This window comes from Lientehia hominis (assembly GCF_021044755.1).
GTDB lineage: Bacteria > Bacillota > Clostridia > Lachnospirales > Lachnospiraceae > Lientehia > Lientehia hominis.
On sequence record NZ_JAJNOR010000011.1, the window covers coordinates 80970 to 101508 of the forward strand.

Below are 20539 nucleotides of genomic sequence, written 5' to 3' on the forward strand. Positions count from 1 at the left end.
GAAGGGAAATGGCTAGACTTTTTTATTACGAGTTTAAAAAACTTTTTTCTAAAAAAGTGGTGCCTTTCTTTTTTCTTTTTCTCTTTTTTTTTAATGGATTAATGGTTTACAGGGAGAGCAGGGGGAGGTACCAGGGGTATCTGAAGGCGGATGTAAGTAAGGTTTATGAGAGTCTTGCCGGTATGACCGCTTTGGAAGCAGAGGAGAATTTAACAGAAAGAGTCAATCTTTTGGAAGCTGTGGATGTTTGGAGACAATGGGCGGATGGTTACGAAGGCTGGACAGAAGAAGACAAACAGAGCTTTCGCAGCGCGCATAAAGAAATTATGAGCCGATATCCGAATTTGGATATTGAGGACAGTTATCTTTTATACTTGAAAAATTTTTATGATGAACAGAGTTTACTTGCCGACGTACTGGAACAGGTTTCGGCGGCGGCTCATTATGAAGAATATTTAGAGGGAATAGAGGATGAAGCCAGAATTATGACAGCCTCCTCTCTCTTTGGAAATCCGGGGACATTTTCTTATCGCAATATTGAGAAAACGCCGCCGGCTTATGAGCATTTAAAGGGTATGGTACTTCCAGCCGCGAGTTCAGAAGGAATTATATTGGCCACAGAATCAAAAGTGACAGACATACTGCTTCTTTTTTTGCTTGTGGTGTTGGGGATTTCCATACTTCTTGGGGAGAGAGAAGAAGGGACGCTGCTTCTCATCAGACCGATGAAAAAGGGATATTTGGAGACCATTACAGCCAAGCTTTTTTTGGTTCTGGCTTTGACTGTGCTTGCCTCTTTTGTGTTTTACGGTATTGATTTTCTTATAAGCCACGTGGTTTTCGGAATGGGAGATCTGAGCCGGCCGATTCAAAGCGTGAAAGGTTTTCTAACTTCTCCTTACGAAATGACGGCGGGAGAGTATCTTACTGGCTTTTTGGCTGCTAAGACAGCGGCGGCTCTGGTTTGGAGCACATTGATATTTTGTCTCGGCACTATTTTTAAAAATGGAATCAGCGTTTGTCTTGCCATGGGAATTACCTTTTCCATAGAGTTTCTTTTGTACTTCGCCATAGGTATTCATTCTTACTTAAGTCCGCTGAAAATATTGAACCTTGTCTGCCTTGCAGATGCGCCATGGTTTTTCGGAGATTATCTCAACATGAATCTGTTTGGTTGGCCGGTAAATGTGGTCCCTGTTTGCATCGGAATAGGTACCCTGGCTGTTTTTCTTTCTTGTGTGCTCTCCATTCGGCGTTATTTGACTGAGAGCTCATCCTTAAGGATTGAAAACAGGATGGTGACTTTCCTGCAGGCGAAAATCAGGAGAAGAGGGAAGAAACGAAAAATAAGAATTTCTCTGTTCCCAAAAGAGCTGTATAAAATTTTTATTATGGAGAAAGCATGGATTTTGCTGGTCCTCTTTTGCCTGTTACAGTGGAATACTTATAAAGGATTTATGGTATATACGGATTCCGATGACAAATTTTATCAATATTATATCGACCAGGCAGAGGGGCTTCCGCTGCAGGAGACAGCATTGATATACCAAGAGGAATTTGACAGGTTTGATGCGCTGGCAAAAGAAAATAAGAGCGCTTCCGGTTTATACGCGTCGGGGAAGCTTGCTTATATGGAGTGGCAGGAGATCAATACAAAATATATGGCAGCAGCTCGCGGTATGATTGGCTTTGACAGGGCTGTCAGCCAGTATGAGCATGTCTTGAATGAGAAGAGGGCAGGAGCAGACGCAGAACTTTTCTATGATACTGGATGGCAGGCACTTTTTGACAGAAATGGACAGCGGGAAGACGTGATGAATGCCGGAAAGCTCGGTTTCTTTCTGATTCTTGGCCTGTCGGCGGTGTTTTCCGTAGAGCGGAGCTCCAGGGTGGAGATGTTGCAGAAAGCTTATTTGAGAGGAGGCGGAAGCGTTTGCGTCAGAAAGTACGTTTCCTGCTTTTTATATGGGACGGCAGCTTATTTTATTGCTTATGTTCCGAGATATCTGACTGTATTTTCAGAGTATGGGACGGCGGGACTTTCAGCGCCTTTGAAGAGCCTGAGCGCTTTGTCTGAGATACCTTTTAATATTCCGCTGTGGGCCTATCTCCTTGTCGTGGGAATCTGCAGATATCTCGGTATGCTGGCGGCGGCGGGCCTGATTTTATGGTTGTCCAAACGGTGTGGGAGCATGGTTCATACGATTCTGATCGCCATGCTTATTCTGGAACTTCCGGTGTTTTTATATCTGATGGGAATTGTAGGGGAAACTTATTTTTCTCTGCTTCCGATGATGACCGGATTTTCCATGTACCGGCTGACAGCGGTGCGGATTGTCTATTGGTGCGCGGTATTGGCTGCTGGGTGTTGGTTTTATTTTCAGACCTATGAGGAGAGCGGCGTATGAGAAATATGAAAAAATGGGTGATTTTTGGTATCGTTCTATTGTTTTTGGGGGCAGTAGGAATTGGTATTTATCTGGGGACGCCTTCCATACCCGAGAAGAAAAAGGAACAGGAAGCGGCAGTGCAGTCTGTGGCTTCCATCACAGGATACATCGAGGAAGTGACGGCGCAAAGCCGTTATCTGGGCGTTCTTGCACCGAAGGACAAAGTAGAGGTACGTCTGGACGAGGGAAGGGAGTTAAGCGGGCTGCTGGTGGAGGTTGGAGCACAGGTGGAACAGGGGACAGCTCTTGCTTCGTATGACAATTCCCTACTGGCTCTTGACAGGGAACAGGCAGTCCTGGATATGGAACAGGGAAAGCTCACCCTTGACGGCTTGGAAAACCAGATGAGGACACTGCAAAATAACAGAAAACAGGCGCCTGATTCGGAGAAAGGAAGCTATGATCTGCAGATTTTGGATGTGAATACACAGATTGAGCAGGCCAGGTACGATATGGGACTTAAAGAGAAGGAGATTTTAAGACTTGACGAGAAGATGAAAGTGACTCAGATATTTTCTCCCTGTAAAGGGATCGTCACAGAGATTGGGGCAGATGAACGAAGTCTGACTATTGTATCAGAGGGAACATATGAATTAACTTTTTATGTCGGCGAGGGAGAACTTAAGGATTTTCAGACAGGTACGCCAGTGACAGTGAAAGAGCGGGACGGGGCAGTATCATGCAGGGGAGTGGTGAGCAGGCTGGAGACAGGCGCGCCGGAAGGAAATGAAGCAGTGGCAGGAGGCATGAAGGAATCTTCTTATCCTGTCCATGCGGTCATTGAAAATGCAGCGGGATTTTTTCCGGGTCAGCATGTCTATGTAGAACCGATGAGATTGGGAGAGTCCCCGGAAACTTCCGGGAGAACGGTTATCCTTCTTCCGGAGGGCTATATCGTAAATGGGGAGAGTAATTCCTATGTGTGGGCTGCTGATAAAGATGGAAAGTTAGAAAAACGGAAAGTGGCTTTAGGAGCTTATAATGACAGATACAGCGCTTACGAGATAAAAGAGGGATTATCCTTTACGGATTACCTCGCGTGGCCTATGGATTCTTTGAAAGAAGGGCAGAAGGCCGCCTTTGGGGCCTAAGAGGAGGTATGGCGGATGAAGAAGAAACAGAAGTTTGCTGTCTTGCTGGTGTTTACCGCTGTAATCGTTATAATCACAGGCCTTTTTGCGGGCATGTTTTTTCGCAGGCTTATGGGAAAGGAAGAAGAAGCCATACCGGTATATTCAGTGAAGGGGCTTCTGAATAAAGAATGGTCATTAACAGCCTCTGTTCCCGTCACCGCAGAAGCGGGCGGCAGCTCTGCTTATTACTATGACAGTAATCGTCCCATAGAAGTGATCTACGTAGAGAAAGGACAGGCAGTTGAAATCGGGACTCCGCTCTTTAAATATGATGCCTCTGATTTGGAGGGAGAGCTTCATGGAGCAGAGCTTTCCCTGGAAAATGAAAAGAGCTATCTTGAAGAGCTTGGAAACTACATTGGTGAGCTTAAGCGGATGAAACCGGTTTTGGACGGACTTGGACGGAGAGACGGGGATGTTCGTTACGCTTCGCAGAAAAACTATTCCCCGGTGGCCGGAGGGCTTTTGTATGTTGTAAAGGAAAAAGAGAGTTTAGGTAGAGATATTATCACGGCGGAGGAAAGTCTAGAAGGTCAGACAAATCAAGAGAGAGAAACGGATTCTGAGAACAGCACAGGATCCGGGGATCATGAATCTTATGGAGAAGAGACAACGGACACTTTTTTTCCGGAAGGAACTGTCTTATATGATAAAATAGATGGAGACAGTGTTCCCTTTCAGGGTGACGGAACCAAAGAAGCTCCATATTGCTATTGTCTGAGAAAGGGCGGAGAGGTTTCATTCGAAGTTCTTGCATTACTGATGCGTATTCATGGATTTGGGCGGTTTTATATTATGGAATCAGATGACTTGATGGCAGAGCCGCTTTTCGTTTGGAATTTTGATGGAAAAGCATATGAAGACCTCGTGAAAGAAGAGACAGAGTCAGAAGAGGAAAGCAGTTCTTCAGAAACGGAGGAACAATCCCAGCCTGATTTTGAGGAAGACTTTAATGAGGATATGCTGAATGAGGCTCTGGAAGGTTTAGACAGTACAGCAGGGGGATTTACAAAGGAAGAGCTGGCCCGGATGATAAAAGAACGTATGATGGAGTATGAGAATCTGGAGCTTGCTATTAGAAAAAAGGAAAAACAAATTTCAGACATAAGGGAAACGATTGAAGAATGTACCGTGGCGGCAGAAGGGGACGGCATAGTGCAGGAGCTTATAACGATTGAAGAGGCCGCTTCATATGGGCAGCCCATATTGATCATAAGAACGGATTCCGGGTATCATCTGGAAGGACAGCTGAACGAGATTCTTGCAGCCAGGTTAAAGGCAGGGGATAAAATCTCTTTGCCGGCTTCGGTGGATGGAAAAGAGATCTCTGCTTCTGCAGAGATTCAGTCTATTGCAAGAGAGCCGGAGGAAGAAATAACTGTTGTTGGAAATCCCAATATGAGCTATTATAGGTTTACAGCTAAGCTGGAGGATACAGACAAAGTAAAGACTGAGGATCTTTCAGAGGCCCTTGTTCCGTTGGGAGAAAAGGGCGAGGGGACGATAGTTCTGCCGAATAGCCTGATTGCTTATGAGAATGGGATGCCATATGTCTATGCCATGGACCGGAAGGGGCGGATAAAGAAACGCTTTGTCGAGACGGGAAAAAGTATTTTGGGAACTGACGTGGAGCTTCTTTCGGGGATTTCAGAGGATGATTATTTGGCGGAGCCAAAAGCGGAAGGCGTAGAAGAAGGAAAAAAAGCTAAAGTCGTCTATGGAGAAGAAATGGAGATCGGGACGAAAGAATCAGAGGAATAACGGGCAAAGGAGGAGGCTATGAGAATAAAAACGAAGCTTGCCATTGGAATTTTTTCCGGCATAGTTGTCCTGGCCGCGTCCTGTTTTTTAGCCTTTAGAGCCGGAAAGGGCAATGCTGAAGATAAAGACGGGGAATCCAAAGAGATACCGAGTGAAAGTGTTCTCGGGGAAGAAACCGCGGTGATAGCTCTGTCGGAAGGAGAGACGCGGTGTGATTTTTCTTCAACAGCAGCCGTTCCTTCTTTGATGCCTCTGGCGGATATTCTGATAAAAGAGATAAAGGAAGAAGAAGATGTTTCAGAGGCTGCGGCCTTTTATTTGAGGAAAGGGGAGATTTCGGTCTATCATGGAATGGATGGGCTGACGGATGGAAGTATTCTCGGTATAGGGATGGATTTTATGCCTGCGGCGGGACTTATGATAGAAAAAGGGCGTGGAATCACAGAGAAGGACGCTCTGGAACAGAGGCGGGTGGCCGTTTTGAATGACAAGGCGGCTATGCAGCTCTTTTATGAAGGAGAAGCCATAGGAGAGGTTTTGGAGATTGAAGGGAAGCTTTTCCAGGTGGTGGGCATTGCCGGAACAAATGATAAGACACAGACAGAAGGCCTTGTTCTGGTGCCGGACAGTACGTGGCCGCAGCTTTATCAGTATGAGGAGCCGAAGGCAGTCGCCCTTCGGAGCGGGAAAGAACTGCAGAAAGCGGCAGAGCATGCGGAAAGAGTTTTGAATAGTATGGTTTCTGAGGAAAGTGCAATACGATACAAAATACAATAGAAATGACTCATCATCCATCAAAGATAATAAATATATTATACTCCACAGGTACCGTAAGGTATCGGCAGCCTGGCTGCCGGAGGGAAACGAAAGGGACAACGGATATGGGATACGAAAAGGTGACAGCTATTATTCTTGCGGCGGGGCAGGGAAAACGAATGGGGACCGATGTGCCGAAACAGTACCTGAAGATCAGAGGGCATGAGGTGCTTTATTATTCTCTGAAGGCTTTTGAGGAAAGCTGTGTGGATGAGATTATCCTGGTGGCGGGAGAACAGGATATGGAATACTGCCAGCGCCAGATTGTGGAAAGGTATGGATTCAGAAAAGTGGCCAAGATCATTCCCGGGGGACAGGAACGGTATGATTCTGTCTACGCAGGCCTGCTTGCGGCGGATGACTGCAGCTATGTACTGATCCATGACGGGGCGAGACCGATGGTTACGCCGGAGATCATTTCACGGGTATTGGACGGGGCGATGACCTATGACAGCTGTACGACCGGCATGCCGGTTAAGGATACCATAAAAATAGCGGATGAGGATGGAATGGCCGTGGATACGCCGGAGCGGGGAAGCCTTTGGACCATTCATACGCCCCAGGGATTTTCGTATCCGGTCATTTTGGAGGCCCACAGGAGGTTCAGACAAGGCAGCTATCGGATTCCAGTGACAGATGATACCATGCTGGCGGAAATCTTTCTCAGAAAGAGAGCGAAGCTGGTGGAAGGTGATTATCGGAATATAAAGGTGACGACTCCGGAGGATATAGCAGCAGCGGAGGCGTTTTTGACGGAACAGACCGTGAGAGGAAACATGCCGGCCGGCGTATGACAAATTAGAGATGGAAAGACAGAAGAGGAGGTAAGAATATGATTCGGCTCAGGCCTTGGAAAAGAGAAGAATTAAAAGAACTCTTGGGATGGTTTTCGGACGAGGAGGAGTTTTCCAGATGGAGCGCCGGGAAGTTTTCGTATCCTCTCACAGAAGAGCAGCTCTTGGATTACTATGAGCGCTTTGAAAAGGACAGATGTGGCTGGATCATGGCGGCTCTGGGTGACAGTGGGCACCTGGCGGGGCATATCATGATGCGGAAGGCGGATTATGAAAGAAACAGCGTTCACTTTGGCTTCATCGTGGTCTCCCCGGCGTTTCGGGGAAAAGGAACCGGGAGACTCATGGTGTCTCAGGGCCTTAAGTATGCCGGTGAGATCCTGGGTATGAAAAGAGCCACTCTGGGAGTGTTTGAGAACAATCCAGCCGCCCGGCGCTGTTATGAGAGCGTGGGATTTCGGACAGAAGAGATCTTAAAAGATGAATTTGACTATCACGGAGAAAAGTGGACGTTATTGAATATGACGGCAGAGATAGGAGAACAGAGTGGCGAAAATGGTGATAGAAAGAGCGGGGGTTGAGGACTTAAGGACAATCCTGGAACTGCAGTATCTTTGTTATCAAAGTGAGGCGAAGCTTTTTCACAGTCCGGATATTCCGCCTCTTAAACAGACATTAGAGGAAATAGAGGAAGAATATCCGCATGTATGAAAAACTTGCATACCAGGTATATAAAGAAGAACAAGTGACAGAAGAACTCACACTGCTGTATTTGGAAGAACGGATGGCTTTGATGGAATAAAAACAGAGGACGGCGCCTCAGCCATTTTGCGGCTTTGGCGTTATCCTCTTTATTTATTTCCTAAAAAAGTTTATGCTTGGCGGGGATGTTTCAATCCTTACTCCCGGCCGTCCCAGCAATAGGTACACAGCTTTTCGCGGTCGATACCGACGGATTCTATCATGTCGTCCAGCCGGTGATAGCGGAGCGAAGTAAAGGACAGCCGTTCTCCGATGTGCTTTACCATTTCTTTATGTTCGCTGGTTTCCGGATTGGAATACAGATCCAAATGAGCAAATTTGTCGTTGCCTTCCATTTCACGGATGACCTGTCTTGTGATCAGATCCATCTCGGATGTTGAACGGGAAAAGTTCAGATATTTACATCCATATAAAAGGGGCGGACAGGCAGGACGGATATGGACTTCCTTTGCGCCGCTCTGGTACAGGAACTGGGTAGTTTCCCGCATCTGTGTTCCGCGGACGATGGAATCGTCGATCAGAAGCAGACGCCTGTCCTGAATCAGGTTGTGCACCGGAATCAGCTTCATCTTTGCTATCAGATTTCTCTGGGTCTGGATGGTGGGCATGAAAGACCGAGGCCAGGTGGGAGTGTATTTTATAAAGGGACGGGAAAACGGGATTCCCGATTCATTTGCGTATCCGATGGCGTGGGCAATGCCGGAGTCCGGTACGCCGGCTACGATATCCGGGTGGACATCATCCCGTTTTGCGAGCTTTGCTCCACAGTGATATCGCATTTCTTCAACGCTGATTCCTTCATAAGAAGAAGAGGGATATCCATAATACACCCACAAGAATGTACAGATTTTCATATCCTTTCCGGGCTGGACCAATGTCTTGACATATTCCGGGGTAACAATGACGATTTCACCGGGGCCAAGCTCTTTGTACTCAGAATAGCCTAGATTCAAATATGCGAAGCTTTCAAAGGAGATACAGTAGGAATCTTCTTTTCTGCCGATGGCAACAGGCGTTCTTCCCAGCTTGTCCCTGGAGGCGTAGATTCCCTTCGGAGTCATGATCAGCATGGTCATAGAGCCATCGATCAGTTCTTGGGCATACTGGATTCCTTCAATCAGATTTTCCTTCTGATTTATGATTGCGGCGACCAGCTCTGTGGCGTTTATGAGACCGCCCCTCATTTCAAAAAAGTGAGAATGGGACGCCTGAAGGAGCTTTTCTACAATGGCATCAGAATTATTGATTTTTCCCACCGTCGTAATGGCGTATGTGCCATGATGGGAATGGATAACAAGAGGCTGAGGTTCATAATCGGAAATACAGCCGATGCCAAAGCACCCATGCATGGAGTTGGCGTCGCTGTCGAATTTGGTCCGGAACGGCGTGTTCTCTATGTTGTGGATAGCCCGGTCGAACCCTTTCTCCCTGTCATAGGTTGCCATGCCGGCTCGCCTCGTCCCAAGATGAGAATGATAATCGGTGCCAAAAAACAAGTCAAATACACAATCGCTTTTGGAAGCGACACCAAAAAAACCTCCCATAGTATCCTCCGTATATATATTATTTTTATATAATTATTAAACGACATTATATGACAGTACCAGTATACCTGAAAAGCTCTCCGGTCACAAGGGGGGAATCCGTTTTTAGCTGTTAGATTAAAATTATGTCGATTCCGTACTCATGGAGAATTTCCTGCTTGGATTCATCCAGCTCTTTTCCGGTGATGATTTTATCGATCTCGACGATGGGGCATATACTTACAAATGCTACGGCATCAAATTTTGTGTGGTCGCATAGCAGGATACTTTCCCTTGCGGAATTGATCATTCCCCTTTTCCCGTTCACTTCGCTGAGGTTGAAGGTCATGAGCCCATGGTTAAGGTCTACCGCATCCGCGCTGATGAAGGCAGTGTCGGCGTGCATCTCGGATATGACTCTGTCACTGAAGTATCCTATCATGGAATAGTAATTTTTACGGACCTGCCCTCCGACTACGATTAAATCGTTGTCGGTATTCTGGGTAAGCTCTACTGCGGTCAGGAGGTCACTGGTGGCGATCATCAGCCCGCTTGTATTTTTCAATGCCTTGGCAAGCTCAAAAACTGTGGTGCCGGCATCCAGAAGAATCGTATCGCCGGGCCGGATGAACTGGAGGGCGGCTTGCGCGATGCGCTGTTTTTCTTCAATATTTGTTTCGCTCCTCGTGTTATAATGAGGCTCTACGGAAGTACCGGAGCCGTTTTGCTCAAGGAATGTCAGGCTTGCCCCGCCCCTCATGCGGGTCAACTTTCCCGCTTCCTCCAGCTCCATTAAGTCACGTCTCAAGGTGGATTTGGAAATATGAAGGCTTTCTTCAAATTCTTTCAGGGTAATAAATCGTTTATTATTCAGCATGGTTAAGATTTTTTCGAAGCGTTCAGACTGTAACATAATAACTCCCATCCTAAATTAGAATCCGTATTTACAGCTAGTCTACCATATATTTCCATTATCAACAATGCCTGGCGTTCCGATTCCGCCGGACGAACCACAGAATAAATCGTTTTGTTCAGGGCTCCGTCTAAATTGTGCTGTATAAATCAAATTATAACATAGATGAACAAAAAAGCAATATTTTGAATCAAATAACTTTAGAACAAATCAAAATAATCCATCAAAAATATAAAATAAATAAAACAAAAAGACAAAAAAATAAAGAATAATATAATTAAAAATAGATAATGAATATAAAATATATTTAATTTTAAAATAATAGATGAAAATTAAGCAACACATATTGATCAAAAATGAACGTATATGATTTAAAAAGGATTAAAAAGAACCAAAACTATTGACACATTATGGAAAATGTGTTATGCTTCAATCAGTCAAAGAGATGCCGAAACCATTCATACAGAAAATCAAGGAAGATTCTAGCAGCAGCTATGAAGTCTTCCTTTTTGTGTTTATGGAAAAGGCGTCCGATAAAAGAAGAAAGGAGAATGAATCTTTTTTGATGACTGATGATACGGCAATCATCGGAGACGGCGGCAGCAGTGGATGCTTTACGAAAAGAAAGGGACGGGTGAGATGAAGGACTATATACTCAGCGTGGATTTGGGAACTACTTCAATCAAACAGGCTCTTGTCACGGCAGAAGGAACGATTCTTGCGAGTTCTTCCAGAGAATATGAACTTTTAACACCAGAATCGTCCTGGGTAGAGTGCAGTGAAGATACTTATTGGGAGGCGTTTAAGTCTGGGCTTAAAGAAGTTTTAGAAAAGACAGGAAGTACAGCGGAAAATATTCGCGCCCTGGGCATCTCGGCCCAGGGAGAGACTTTCTTCTGTATGGGCGGGGACGGTCGGATTCTGAGGAATGCCATTGTATGGATGGATAACCGGGCGATGGAGGAAGCGGATGAACTGAGAAATGTATTTTCAGACGAGCTTTGTTACCGGAAAACCGGTCAGGTATCCTTCGATCCCTGCTGGCCTGCCTCCAAGTTGCTTTGGCTGAGGAGGAAAGAGCCGGAACTGTTTAAGAAAACAAAAAAATTCATGTTGATGGAAGACTGGCTGATCTGGAGGCTTACCGGCAGAATCGTGAGCGAAGGCTCTTTGTTGTGCTCCACGGTTTATTGGGATATCAATACGAAAAGGTATTGGCCGGAAATGCTTGCTTATCTGGGAATTGGAGAAGAGCAGCTGCCTGAAATCCTGGAACCCGGCACTGCGGCAGGGACCGTAACCGATTCTGCAGCGCAGGAAACGGGGCTTTCCGTGAATACAACGGTATGTACCGGGGCATTAGACCAGGCTGCCGGAGCGATTGGAGCCGGAAATATAAAAGAAGGGATTATTTCTGAAAACATCGGAGCTGCGCTCGCTATATGCGCGCCGGTAAAAAAGCCCGTATTCGATCCAAACCAAGTTATGCCTCTTCACTATTTCGGACTGCCGGACATGTATATGCTGCATACGTTTACCACAGGCGGGATGGCTTTGAAATGGTTCCGGGATACCTTTTGCACAGAGGAAAAAAGTGTGTCCCGGCTGACCGGTATTAATGCTTATGACTTGATCAATTCAGAAGCAGACAGAATACCGGAAGGCTGCGACGGTCTGAGAGTGCTTCCTCATTTGAGCGGTTCCATGGCGCCGGATGTCAATCCAAAGGCAAAAGGGGTCGTATATGGGTTTACCTTAAAACATACAAAGGCCCATTTTGGAAGGGCCATTATGGAATCCATAGGGTTTATTGTCCGCAGGAATATAGAGGCGCTGGAAAATATGGGGCTTGGTTTTCAGGAAATCCGTTCCCTTGGCGGAGGCTCCAGGAGCCATGTCTGGAACCAGATAAAGGCGGATATCAATCAAAAGGAGCTTGCAATCGCGGGAGGAGATGAGGCGGCATGCCTCGGAGCCGCGGTTCTGGCCGGTACCGCCGTTGGAATTTTTTCCGGGGCGGAGGATGCAGTAAAAAGGATTGCGGGAGTGAGGCGCCGATATTATCCGAGAAGTGAGAAAAAAGAAGTGTATGACATGGCGTATGCCGACTATAAACAGTTGTTTTCCGGCTTAGATGAGGTATTTGAAACGACATATCGAGGTAAATAGATAAATGGAAAATTTGACAATTTCGGCGGTGGAAAGAATAACCTCCCCGAATCCATTCTGTCTGATCGGAACGGAAGCGGATGACGGGAGTGTGAACCTGGCGGCGGTTTCTTGGTGGAGCTATGCATGCAACCGCCCGCCGATGATTTCTGTGTGTTTGTCTAACCGCAGTTATACGAGCGAGCTGATATGCAGGACTAGAAAATTCACTTTACAGATTGTACCTGAGGAATATAAGGAAAAAGCGTTTTTATGCGGGACGGTCAGCGGCAGGGAATGCAGCAAGCCCAAACGGTTTGGGATTTCCCTTGAGAACAATGTGGACGGCTATCCTGACTATGTAATGGGGAGCGCAGCCGTTTTGAACTGTTCTTTGCTGAATCAGATGGAAGCTTCGGACCATACACTGTTCCTGGCACGGGCGGAAATTGTGAAAGTGCGGCCGGTAAATGGAATTTTATATGCACTGGATGGATACCGTTACCTCGGAACGGCTGCGGTACAGAAGGAACAAAAAGAAGGAGGAGATTAAAATGGTGAAACAGGAGCTGAAAAAGATGGTGGCGGATGCCACCCTGGAGTTCGTCCGGAAAGGACTGACGCTGGGAAAAGACGGAGGGGATATCAGCGTACGGGATGATGAGACAGGATATATTTACATCAGTCCCAGGCCCAACAAGGATTTGAAGATTTTCACATGGGCGACTATTACGGAGGAGCAGATTTCGATCATTGACCTGGAAGGAAACGATATCGAGGATTCCGGATACAGACCTACGGTGGAATATCCGATGCATCTGGCGATTTATAAAGCGCGTCCGGATGTAAAAGCAATTATCCATTCTCATGCTCTGTGGTCCAGCGTTTTTGCATGCGCCAATAAGCCCATTCCTTCTATATGCGTGGAAATGGACGGAACCATACCCTGCGCGGAGTTCGGAAGCGTGGGATCTAAGCTTCTTGCGGATAATATTGTGAAAGCCATGGGAAAAACAGGCAAACAATGCCTGATGGCGAATCATGGGGCCGTTGTATGCGGAAGAGATTTGGACGAGGCCTTTATTATGAGCGACTATATGGAAAGACAGGCGGAAATCACGGTTTACGCCAGTCTGCTGGGAGGGGCCAGAGAAATCAGACATGAAGACATGCTGGATGGCTGGGTCCAGGAGATAGGGGACGAATTAGCGCTTTATTGATTCAGGAGAGGAGAGGCCATGGAGAAGAGAGGAAAGATTGTCAGAAAGAAAGAAGCGAAAATTTCCTTTGAGGGCGAGGAACTTTGCAGAAGCTATTTCAAGACGGAAAAGATAATCTTCGGGCTGTCTGTTTTGAAACCGGGGGTGACCGGCGGCCTGGATGCAGGACATGAAGAAGCGGATGAGGTGTTCTTTTGTACGAAGGGGAATGTGGCCTGCTATTTTCCGGAGGACGGTAATTTCTATGAATTGGATGAATACGACGGGCTTTTGATTCCTCCGGGTACTGGCCACAGACTGTATAACCTGGGCGAGGAAGAAGCGGTGGTCATCTGGGCCTGCGCTCCTCACCAATAAAAGACAGGAGAATTGATATGAATAGTGAAAGGCCATATCTTGTAATTATGCTCACGCATAACGATAAAACCGTAGAAAATGCGCTGGAGATTTTTGAAGCATGCAGGGATCTGGACGTCCTGCATTGGGGATTCAAAAATGTAGGACTTCCGGCAGAAAAGATGAAAGAATTGGTACAGGCGATAAAGAAGGCCGGAAAAGTGACCCATATGGAAGTGGTTACATACAGCGAAGAAGAGTGTCTGGAAGCGGCGGACTTGGCAATTGAATGTGGGTTCGATTATCTTTTGGGAACGGTATATTATCCGTCTGTCCATGAAAAAGTCAGGAATTCGCCGGTTAAATTTTTCCCTTTCTGCGGAAAGGTTTGGGGCAGTCCTTCCGTGCTGGGAGAGACGGTTGAAGAAATTGTTGCCGACGCCAAAAGATTTGAAAAATTGGGACTGGACGGAACGGATTTACTGGCATACCGGTTTATCGGAAACGCGGACGAGCTGATTAAGTCTTTTAAAGAAGAAATTACATTTCCGGTTCTGATCGCGGGAAGCGTTGACAGCTACGAACGGATTGATTTTATGAAACAAATCAATCCATGGGGATTTACCATGGGTTCTGCTCTATTTACTAAGAAATTTGTGAAGGATGGGACCTTCCGGGAAAACCTGGAGGAAGTGATCAGCTATTTGGAGAAGTGAAAAAGGAGGGCTGCAAATGAAAAAAAGGTGGATGTCATTTTTGGCTGTATTTCTGATTCTGTGTCTGGTATTTTCAGGATGCGGAAAAAAGGAGAATGAGAAAACGGATGCTACTACTCCGCAGTCAGAGGAGTCTAAAACGAGCGGCGCCGGCAAAGACGCAGCGAACGGCAAGCTGAAGATCGGACTGACGCTGAGCTTTTATAACGACCCGTATTTTATGGATATGCGCAATGTCGTAAAAGACTGGTGTGATGAAAACGGATATGAGTTTCTGGAGTTTGACGGCGCATCGGACGCGGCAAAGCAGGCGGCTGGGATTGAAAACATGATCGAAGCCGGTATTGACGGGCTGATCCTGGCCCCGGTGGACAGCGCGGCGGTGGTTCCCCAGGTGGAAAAATGCAACGAGGCCGGAATACCGGTGGTGACAGTGGACTGCAACGCGGACGGAGGAGAAATAATTTCCTTTATTGAATCGGATAACAGAAGCGCCGGAATACTTTGCGCGGAATATCTGGGAAAACGGCTGGAAGGAAAGGGGAATATCTGCGTTACCAATTCACCGAACAGCTCGGCGGCAAGAGACAGGGATGAGGGATTCCGTTCTGTTTTAGGGGAGAAGTATCCGGATATACAGATTCTTGATACCCAGAAAAGCGGAGATATGCCTACGGGCATGACGATTGGAGAAAACTGGGCTTCACAGTATGAAGATTTGGACGCGGTTTTTTGCATCGATGATAATTCCGCGCTGGGAATTCAGGCGGCGTTTGAAGCGGCGGGACGAAATGATATTTTTACCGTGTCGGTGGACGGGTCCGAGCAGCCGGTAAAAGACATCCTCGACGGACGCTTGGTAGCGGCAACGGCGGCGCAGCAGCCTAAAAAGATAGGGGAACTGGCATGTGAAACATTGTTTGATTATATGAACGGGGAGACGGTAGAGGAGCATATTCAGATTCCGGTTTTCTTAGTAACCGAGGAAAACGCGCAGGATTTCCTGGATGGAGAACTGACAAAATAAAATAGGATGGGGAGCCGCGGGAACGTACTGTCCTGCGGCGCTGCATCATCTGACGGAAAAAGAAATGAGGGTGCCGATGGACGATGTTTTGAAACTGGAGCATGTAAGCAAATCGTATGGAGGAATCCATGCCTTAAAAGATGTCAGCTTTCAGCTTAAGTCAGGCGAGGTTCACTCTTTGATAGGAGAGAACGGCGCGGGAAAGTCCACGTTGATCAAAATTATATCGGGGGCAATTCCGGACTACGACGGAGAGGTGAGCATTGGCGGGAAAACGGTGCGCTTTAAAAACCCCCTGGATGCACAGAACCATAAAATCGCTGCAATTTACCAGGAGAGAAGCCTGATTCCCAGCCTGAACGGAGCAGTGAATATTCTTCTTGGCCAGGAACCGCTGCGGAACAAAGCACTGGGTTGGATCTATAAACAAGAGCTCAATAAAAGGGCCAGATATTACGCAGATTTGGTGGCCCCGGGCCTTCCCCTTGACATTCCTGTCAGGAAAATGTCGGCCGCACAGCAGCAGCTGATTGAAATTGCGAAGGCATTGTCCCGTGATCCGGATATCATCATCATGGATGAGCCGACGTCTTCCCTTACAGACAAAGAAACCGTGCTATTAATCAGTATTATAAAACGTCTTCGGGAAATGGGAAAATCTATTATCTTTATTTCTCACAAGCTGAAGGATATCTTTGAGGTTTCCAATACTATAACCGTATTGAGAGATGGAATGGTTGTGGAGAACAGTGACGCGGCCGGCGTGACGGAAGCGGATTTGGTTCGGATGATGGTGGGAAGATCTATCAAAAACTTATTTCCAAAAGAAGATGTGGAAATAGGGGAGGAAATTTTACGGGCAGAGGGTCTTTCCAGAAAAGGAAAATTCCGTGATATTTCCTATCAGGTGCATGCGGGGGAGATATTGGGAGTCGCAGGCCTGGTAGGCGCGGGAAGAAGCGAAATGGCGATGTCCATATTTGGCGGCGATAAACTGGACAGCGGCACGGTTTATCTGGAGGGAAAGAAGATCACTGTGAAAAATCCTTCAGACGCCATAGCGAAGGGAATCGGTCTGGTGCCGGAGGACAGAAAATACCAGGGGCTGATTCTTGGAATGCCAATTAAAGACAATATGGTACTGGCGATTCTTAAGCAGTATTCGAAATGGTTTTTTAATGATAACAGAAAACAGAACCGGACAGTAGACGAATACATGAAAAAGCTGGATATAAAAGCGCCTTCCAAACAGCAGAAGGTGAAAAACCTTTCCGGAGGAAACCAGCAGAAGGTGGTGATCGGAAAATGGCTTTCTGTGAAACCAAAGGTACTGATTATGGACGAACCAACCAGAGGAATCGACGTAGGTACTAAGGCTGAAATATACAAACTGATTGGACAGCTGGCGAAGGAAGGGATGGCTATTATCTTGATTTCATCTGAGATGCCGGAGATTTTGGGACTGAGCGACAGAATACTGGTGATGCGGGAGGGCAGGATAGCTGCCGAGCTGTCACGGAAAGAAGCTACAGAAGAAAAAATCTTAAAATTATATTTGGGAGGTATCCGGGATGAAAAAGGAAACTGAAGAGAAGCGGGGATCTTCTTCGCAGAAAACGATAGCTTTGATTGTCAATAACCATGAATTTACCATCGCTGCGTTTCTGATATTAATGATTATTGTTTTTTCAGTCGTTACGGATACGTTTTTGTCTGTTAAAAATGTTCTGAACATACTGAATCTGACTTCCATCACTTTTATTATGGCGGCAGGTATGACTTTGGTAATGATATGCGGTGGAATTGATTTATCTGTCGCGGCGATTATGACCCTGGCCGGAATAATTTCCACAAGCTTGATTGCAAAGGGGCTTAATCTATGGCTGGTCATATTTTTGACTATAATGGTGGGAGTTATGGCAGGCACGGTAAACGGAATCATGACTGCAAAAATCGGAATCGTGGATTTTATCGCTACTCTGGCCATGCAGCTGGTGTGCCACGGCATTACTTTTACCTGGACGGGAGGCTACCCGATATTTGAGAATCTGACAGGAGAATTTAAGTTCTGGGGCCAGGGAAGGGTACTGGGGATTCCGTTTCTGGTGATTCTGGCTTTGATTGTTTTTGTGGTTATCCATATTCTTCTAAGCAAATGCAGATTCGGTTCGAAGCTGTATGCGACGGGAGGAAACAGGGAAGCCAGCCGGCTGTCGGGGATTAATGTAGTGAAGATGAAGGTGATGACGTTTGTCATTTCCGGCGGGCTTGCGGCGTTTGCCGGGATATTGATGGCTTCCAGGCTTGGCTCCGGGCAGCCCACGGCGGGAGAAACTTCTTTGAATGATGTAATCGGGAGCACCATTCTGGGCGGGACAAGTCCCAATGGCGGCGTTGGAAAGGTTTACGGAACTTTGATGGGGGCCATTATCTTTACAGTTATTACCAATGGCCTGACGCATCTGCAGGTGAACAGCTATGTACAGGAAATTGTGAGAGGAATTATCATCCTGCTGGCGCTGGCGCTGAATTCGTACAGAGAAAGGCTGGGAGCGAGGTAGGATAGAATCGGGAGGGCATAAAATGAAGTTTGCATTTTTAACTTTGGATTTCAGACGTTTTCCGCTGGAATTTGCGTTTCAATGTGCCGGCAGATACGGATTTGACGGTATTGAAGTATGGGGAGGAAGGCCGCACGCATATCCGGATGATATGACAAAGGAGAGACTTGATGAAATCAACTCATGGAAGAAAAAATATCATCTGGAGATACCGATGTTTTGCCCGGATGGTCTGAATCAGAACAAACGGCTCACGTCTCTGAATGAGAAGGAACGTACAGAAGCGGTGGAATATATTCAGAAAGGAATCGATGTGGCAGAAGCTCTGGAAGCGCCGAGAATCTTGGTGGTGCCGGACCATCCGGGATACGGCCTGGATCCGGAAGAGGTGTGGCAGGCTTTTTGTGACAGCCTCGTGCAGTTGGCGGATTATGCGGAAGGAAAAGGGGTCCGGATCACAGTGGAGCCGCTGACGCCGATGGAAAGTCCTGTGGTGACCACCTCGGACCATTGTGTAAGGCTTTTAAAAGATGTGGAAAATGAAAATGTAAATTTTATGATGGATGTTGTTCCTCCTGCCATAGCCTATGAGCCCTTTTCTGAATATTTTAAAAAGCTGGGAAACAGGATGGACTATATTCATATCTGCAACAATGACGGGAGAACAGATGCTCATATGAAACTGGACGAGGGAGTGCTGCCGATTGAGGATATGTTCACGGTGTTTAAAAATTGGGAATACAAAGACTACGTCTCGGCTGAACTGTATTCAGAATTGTATTGGAACCCGGAGATGATGCTGGCCAATACCGTGCGGATTATAAACGGAATAAGAGAACGTGTTGGGATATAACAGAAACGGCCCGCTGCTTTACGCATGCGGGCCGTTTGTCTATTTTCTAAATATATCCACCGCGTGGCTTGTAACACCCAGCAGGTCTTTACGTTCGCAGGTGGCAAGGTGATATTTTAAATATAACTCAAATTCATCTTTATCCATTGCGTCCACCGCTTCACGCATAAATAAGGCACATCCGTCCGATGCGACGTAATGCAGCCGGGATACGGAGAAAGCAGACATCAGATCGTCAATGTCTTCTTTTCGGACGAGTTCGAAAAGATCCTTTGGTTCAGATTTAGCCGCAAAGGTTTGAGGGTCGATCAATCCATTTTTAATATGTTCCGATACACTGATATTACCGCGTTTAAATCCCTCATCAAGGAGACAGCCATCGGATATGACATAGGCGGCAAAAATCACACCTCCTGGTTTTGTTACGCGGATTGCTTCACGAAGAGCCTGCTGTTTGTCTTCTTTACTGTACAGATGATACAGAGGACCCAACAGCAGTGTGATGTCATATTTATTATCCGGAAAAATGGACAGATCCAAAGCGTTTCCCTGAACGACAGATATTGTTTCATTCGGCTGAGTATTTCGGCGGAAAATTTCTATATTATGTTCGACTAATTCCACTGCGTCAACTTTATATCCCTGGCGTGCCAGCGCATGGGAATATCGGCCGGTCCCTGCGCCGATTTCCAGTACACGGTCGCCGGGTTTTATATAGTCGGCAATATAGTGCATCGTCGTGAGGAACTCAACTGAGCCATGCTTGGATTCAAGACGGCTGTCTTCATCGTAATGATTGCTGTAGTGCTGGATTAGATACTGGTTTGTTTCCATATTAAGCCCCCTTATTATTCGAGTATAAATATTGCAGTAAAATTTATTTCCAATAGTGAGCAGGTGCGGGATAACTTTCATTTATTCTAATATTTGATGGCAGAATTGTCAAACAGCTTCAGCCTGTCCAAATACTTTTACTTTTCAGATTGACAGATTGGAAAATAAATGATAAAATCAACTCTGTTGCGTAGGTATGACAACGGAAATGAACGAATTCTTGAAATTCTTTAAAAATATCGAAGACTTTCTATTGACAAGCCTTTTCCGGTGTGGTAAAGTAGTTGAGCACACTTTTGGAGAGGTATCGAAGTGGTCATAACGAGGCGGTCTTGAAAACCGTTTGTCCGCAAGGGCGCGTGGGTTCGAATCCCACCCTCTCCGCGCAGGATTTTCATAAGTACAGGCACTAGAATTACAGAAAGATTATATGATTATAAATGGATTCAGGCTGATGGAGAAGTACCCAAGAGGCTGAAGGGGCTCCCCTGGAAAGGGAGTAGGTCGTTAATAGCGGCGCGAGGGTTCAAATCCCTCCTTCTCCGCTCGGTTTTCTATTTTAATAGAGAACCGGCAATAGGACCTTGATAACTGAACAGTATATTCCAACCCCTGAAAATTCTTAAAAAAAGAAGTTTCAGAGAACCGATGCGAGAGCATCGGGCAGACAGAAAGTAAATGGGATAAAGAAA

At 46.4% G+C, this 20539-nt stretch carries 19 protein-coding genes and 2 tRNA genes; 18 read left to right on the top strand and 3 right to left on the bottom strand.

Going from position 1 to position 20539, the window contains the following annotated elements; genetic code table 11:
* Window positions 1-8: 8 nt before the first annotated feature.
* From LQE92_RS14045 to LQE92_RS14070, 6 genes are all read left to right on the top strand, one after another.
* Window positions 9-2408 (top strand): hypothetical protein, encoded by a 2400-nt coding sequence (locus LQE92_RS14045; RefSeq protein WP_231063569.1) that lies wholly within the window; start codon window positions 9-11, stop codon window positions 2406-2408.
* A complete protein-coding gene (locus tag LQE92_RS14050; protein ID WP_231063570.1) occupies window positions 2405-3541 on the top strand; it encodes an RND family efflux transporter in 1137 nt (378 codons plus the stop codon). Before LQE92_RS14045 ends, LQE92_RS14050 begins: the two co-directional genes overlap by 4 nt.
* A 15-nt stretch (window positions 3542-3556) precedes the next feature.
* Window positions 3557-5344: an HlyD family efflux transporter periplasmic adaptor subunit gene (locus LQE92_RS14055; protein ID WP_231063571.1), complete on the top strand. Its 1788-nt coding sequence runs from the start codon at window positions 3557-3559 to the stop codon at window positions 5342-5344.
* 18 nt (window positions 5345-5362) lie between these two features.
* The gene (locus LQE92_RS14060) at window positions 5363-6121 is read left to right on the top strand and encodes an ABC transporter permease (RefSeq protein ID WP_231063572.1); all 759 of its coding nucleotides are present in this window, start codon (window positions 5363-5365) and stop codon (window positions 6119-6121) included.
* A gap of 104 nt (window positions 6122-6225) precedes the next feature.
* Window positions 6226-6954 carry a 2-C-methyl-D-erythritol 4-phosphate cytidylyltransferase gene (ispD, locus tag LQE92_RS14065; protein WP_231063573.1) on the top strand — a complete coding sequence of 243 codons (729 nt, stop codon included), beginning with the start codon at window positions 6226-6228 and terminating at the stop codon, window positions 6952-6954.
* A 38-nt stretch (window positions 6955-6992) separates the two neighbouring features.
* Window positions 6993-7535 carry a GNAT family N-acetyltransferase gene (locus LQE92_RS14070; RefSeq protein WP_231063574.1) on the top strand — a complete coding sequence of 181 codons (543 nt, stop codon included), beginning with the start codon at window positions 6993-6995 and terminating at the stop codon, window positions 7533-7535.
* A gap of 318 nt (window positions 7536-7853) precedes the next feature.
* Here LQE92_RS14070 and LQE92_RS14075 read toward each other — a convergent pair whose 3' ends face one another.
* Together LQE92_RS14075 and LQE92_RS14080 are read right to left on the bottom strand one after the other, a co-directional pair.
* Window positions 7854-9260 carry an amidophosphoribosyltransferase gene (locus tag LQE92_RS14075; protein ID WP_231063575.1) on the bottom strand — a complete coding sequence of 469 codons (1407 nt, stop codon included), beginning with the start codon at window positions 9258-9260 and terminating at the stop codon, window positions 7854-7856.
* A gap of 112 nt (window positions 9261-9372) precedes the next feature.
* Window positions 9373-10152 carry a DeoR/GlpR family DNA-binding transcription regulator gene (locus LQE92_RS14080; RefSeq protein ID WP_231063576.1) on the bottom strand — a complete coding sequence of 260 codons (780 nt, stop codon included), beginning with the start codon at window positions 10150-10152 and terminating at the stop codon, window positions 9373-9375.
* Between the two features lie 424 nt (window positions 10153-10576).
* Here LQE92_RS14080 and LQE92_RS14085 point away from each other — a divergent pair, with 424 nt between their 5' ends.
* From LQE92_RS14085 to LQE92_RS14130, 10 genes are all read left to right on the top strand, one after another.
* Window positions 10577-10795 (top strand): hypothetical protein, encoded by a 219-nt coding sequence (locus tag LQE92_RS14085; protein WP_231063577.1) that lies wholly within the window; start codon window positions 10577-10579, stop codon window positions 10793-10795.
* On the top strand, window positions 10762-12321 hold the full coding sequence (locus tag LQE92_RS14090) for a xylulokinase (RefSeq protein WP_231063578.1): 1560 nt from the start codon (window positions 10762-10764) through the stop codon (window positions 12319-12321). Before LQE92_RS14085 ends, LQE92_RS14090 begins: the two co-directional genes overlap by 34 nt.
* A gap of 4 nt (window positions 12322-12325) precedes the next feature.
* Entirely contained in the window at window positions 12326-12853 is a 528-nt protein-coding gene (locus LQE92_RS14095) for a flavin reductase family protein (protein WP_231063579.1), read from the top strand.
* Between the two features lies 1 nt (window position 12854).
* Window positions 12855-13520, top strand: coding sequence for a class II aldolase/adducin family protein (locus LQE92_RS14100; protein WP_231063580.1), 666 nt, complete (start codon window positions 12855-12857; stop codon window positions 13518-13520).
* Between the two features lie 18 nt (window positions 13521-13538).
* A complete protein-coding gene (locus LQE92_RS14105) occupies window positions 13539-13877 on the top strand; it encodes a cupin domain-containing protein (RefSeq protein WP_231063581.1) in 339 nt (112 codons plus the stop codon).
* Window positions 13878-13894: 17 nt separating this feature from the next.
* Window positions 13895-14572: a hypothetical protein gene (locus LQE92_RS14110; RefSeq protein ID WP_231063582.1), complete on the top strand. Its 678-nt coding sequence runs from the start codon at window positions 13895-13897 to the stop codon at window positions 14570-14572.
* A gap of 16 nt (window positions 14573-14588) precedes the next feature.
* A complete protein-coding gene (locus LQE92_RS14115) occupies window positions 14589-15599 on the top strand; it encodes a sugar ABC transporter substrate-binding protein (RefSeq protein WP_231063583.1) in 1011 nt (336 codons plus the stop codon).
* Between the two features lie 76 nt (window positions 15600-15675).
* On the top strand, window positions 15676-17187 hold the full coding sequence (locus LQE92_RS14120) for a sugar ABC transporter ATP-binding protein (protein WP_231063584.1): 1512 nt from the start codon (window positions 15676-15678) through the stop codon (window positions 17185-17187).
* Window positions 17171-18160, top strand: a complete 990-nt coding sequence (locus LQE92_RS14125) for an ABC transporter permease (RefSeq protein WP_231063585.1) — start codon at window positions 17171-17173, stop codon at window positions 18158-18160. Before LQE92_RS14120 ends, LQE92_RS14125 begins: the two co-directional genes overlap by 17 nt.
* 22 nt (window positions 18161-18182) lie before the next feature.
* Window positions 18183-19013 carry a TIM barrel protein gene (locus LQE92_RS14130; protein WP_231063586.1) on the top strand — a complete coding sequence of 277 codons (831 nt, stop codon included), beginning with the start codon at window positions 18183-18185 and terminating at the stop codon, window positions 19011-19013.
* Between the two features lie 39 nt (window positions 19014-19052).
* On the opposite strand, the gene LQE92_RS14135 is transcribed toward LQE92_RS14130, so the two are convergent.
* Window positions 19053-19847 carry a class I SAM-dependent methyltransferase gene (locus LQE92_RS14135; RefSeq protein WP_231063587.1) on the bottom strand — a complete coding sequence of 265 codons (795 nt, stop codon included), beginning with the start codon at window positions 19845-19847 and terminating at the stop codon, window positions 19053-19055.
* Between the two features lie 298 nt (window positions 19848-20145).
* Here LQE92_RS14135 and LQE92_RS14140 point away from each other — a divergent pair.
* Window positions 20146-20231 (top strand) — tRNA-Ser (locus LQE92_RS14140).
* A gap of 72 nt (window positions 20232-20303) precedes the next feature.
* A tRNA-Ser gene (locus tag LQE92_RS14145) sits at window positions 20304-20392 on the top strand.
* The last annotated feature ends 147 nt before the right edge of the window (window positions 20393-20539 follow it).

Bases quoted from the DNA above. Each gene is read 5' to 3' on its own strand.
- LQE92_RS14045 (WP_231063569.1), top strand. From the start codon at position 9: ATGGCTAGACTTTTTTATTACGAGTTTAAAAAACTTTTTTCTAAAAAA.
- LQE92_RS14050 (WP_231063570.1), top strand. From the start codon at position 2,405: ATGAGAAATATGAAAAAATGGGTGATTTTTGGTATCGTTCTATTGTTT.
- LQE92_RS14055 (WP_231063571.1), top strand. From the start codon at position 3,557: ATGAAGAAGAAACAGAAGTTTGCTGTCTTGCTGGTGTTTACCGCTGTA.
- LQE92_RS14060 (WP_231063572.1), top strand. From the start codon at position 5,363: ATGAGAATAAAAACGAAGCTTGCCATTGGAATTTTTTCCGGCATAGTT.
- ispD (WP_231063573.1), top strand. From the start codon at position 6,226: ATGGGATACGAAAAGGTGACAGCTATTATTCTTGCGGCGGGGCAGGGA.
- LQE92_RS14070 (WP_231063574.1), top strand. From the start codon at position 6,993: ATGATTCGGCTCAGGCCTTGGAAAAGAGAAGAATTAAAAGAACTCTTG.
- LQE92_RS14075 (WP_231063575.1), bottom strand. From the start codon at position 9,260: ATGGGAGGTTTTTTTGGTGTCGCTTCCAAAAGCGATTGTGTATTTGAC.
- LQE92_RS14080 (WP_231063576.1), bottom strand. From the start codon at position 10,152: ATGTTACAGTCTGAACGCTTCGAAAAAATCTTAACCATGCTGAATAAT.
- LQE92_RS14085 (WP_231063577.1), top strand. From the start codon at position 10,577: ATGCTTCAATCAGTCAAAGAGATGCCGAAACCATTCATACAGAAAATC.
- LQE92_RS14090 (WP_231063578.1), top strand. From the start codon at position 10,762: ATGCTTTACGAAAAGAAAGGGACGGGTGAGATGAAGGACTATATACTC.
- LQE92_RS14095 (WP_231063579.1), top strand. From the start codon at position 12,326: ATGGAAAATTTGACAATTTCGGCGGTGGAAAGAATAACCTCCCCGAAT.
- LQE92_RS14100 (WP_231063580.1), top strand. From the start codon at position 12,855: ATGGTGAAACAGGAGCTGAAAAAGATGGTGGCGGATGCCACCCTGGAG.
- LQE92_RS14105 (WP_231063581.1), top strand. From the start codon at position 13,539: ATGGAGAAGAGAGGAAAGATTGTCAGAAAGAAAGAAGCGAAAATTTCC.
- LQE92_RS14110 (WP_231063582.1), top strand. From the start codon at position 13,895: ATGAATAGTGAAAGGCCATATCTTGTAATTATGCTCACGCATAACGAT.
- LQE92_RS14115 (WP_231063583.1), top strand. From the start codon at position 14,589: ATGAAAAAAAGGTGGATGTCATTTTTGGCTGTATTTCTGATTCTGTGT.
- LQE92_RS14120 (WP_231063584.1), top strand. From the start codon at position 15,676: ATGGACGATGTTTTGAAACTGGAGCATGTAAGCAAATCGTATGGAGGA.
- LQE92_RS14125 (WP_231063585.1), top strand. From the start codon at position 17,171: ATGAAAAAGGAAACTGAAGAGAAGCGGGGATCTTCTTCGCAGAAAACG.
- LQE92_RS14130 (WP_231063586.1), top strand. From the start codon at position 18,183: ATGAAGTTTGCATTTTTAACTTTGGATTTCAGACGTTTTCCGCTGGAA.
- LQE92_RS14135 (WP_231063587.1), bottom strand. From the start codon at position 19,847: ATGGAAACAAACCAGTATCTAATCCAGCACTACAGCAATCATTACGAT.